The following is a 1,008-nucleotide window of genomic DNA, read 5'->3' on the forward strand; positions in this document are numbered from 1 at the left end:
GCGTTCAGGCTCCGATGCAGCCTTCTATCATCTGTGTGAGCCGACCGGCCAGCATTCCTCAGTGCGTCTGTCCGGCGGTGTCGAGCGGGCGGGGCGGGTGGAGCGGTGCGTTGGAGAGTGCGCAGGAGTGCCCCTCATGAAAAGGCCGGGGACAGCCTGCCTGGTACTGGGCCCTCGAACCGGTGGAAGGCTCAGGGCGATCTGTGGCAGGCATGGCTGCGGCATTCGGTGGTGGGCGTCGATCTGCTCTTGTGGTGGACGAACGCAAGCAATCTACGCGGCCTGGTGGGGGACGGCCGTTATCGGGAACGTCTCATCGCCCTGCTGTCTCAAGCGTCACCGCGGGACTGCGCGGCGATAGGGCTCGGTTGTGAACGTCGGATCGACCGGCCATGCCGGGAACCGCAGACTTGCAGCCGTCCCCCCGTCGAAGGCCCGGCCGCCGACGCTCCGGAGTTCCGCATAGGCCCGGTACCGGGGGCCTGTAGCTCCTTCGTGGACTGCTGGAGGGGAACCGGGCTGCACGTGGAATTCACCTCCGACGACCGTCATCGGGCCGTGCACCTGAAGGACAAGACCGAGAAGGTCGGCGTGTGGGTGGACGGTGTCCCACTACCGGAGGACGCCTGGCTGGACGTGTCCGGGTACTGGGTCGACGACCGGTTCTACGTGGTGCAGGCCGCAGGCCCGGAGGACCACCCTGAACAGGAGCTCGCTATGGGCCATCTGGGCTGCAGGGTTCTCGCTGTGGTCATCCACGACGTCCAACAAGCCACTACCCGGATGATCGTGCCGGACGCCACGGAGACGTGGACCGATCCATGTGTGCGTTTGGACGGCGGCACATGGCGCCTGTACGCGGATGGGGCCACCGCCGAGGCCGGCAGGCCGGCGCGATTGTTTCCTGCCATACCACCGTCGGTCTGACGTTTCCTGCCCGGGTCCCCGGACGACACCGGGTGCAGATACACCGTCCCGGCGACAAGGGCGAGGACTGTATTCGGTCAC

1 protein-coding gene is annotated in these 1,008 nt (G+C 66.8%); it reads left to right on the plus strand.

Annotated elements, in window-relative coordinates; translation table 11 throughout:
* Positions 1–525 precede the first annotated feature (525 nt).
* Entirely contained in the window at positions 526–927 is a 402-nt protein-coding gene (locus ABZZ74_RS54355) for a hypothetical protein (RefSeq protein ID WP_356951477.1), read from the plus strand.
* Positions 928–1,008 lie beyond the last annotated feature (81 nt).

Source organism: Streptomyces sp. NPDC006476 (genome assembly GCF_040612015.1).
GTDB classification, from domain to species: Bacteria; Actinomycetota; Actinomycetes; order Streptomycetales; family Streptomycetaceae; genus Streptomyces; species Streptomyces griseorubiginosus_B.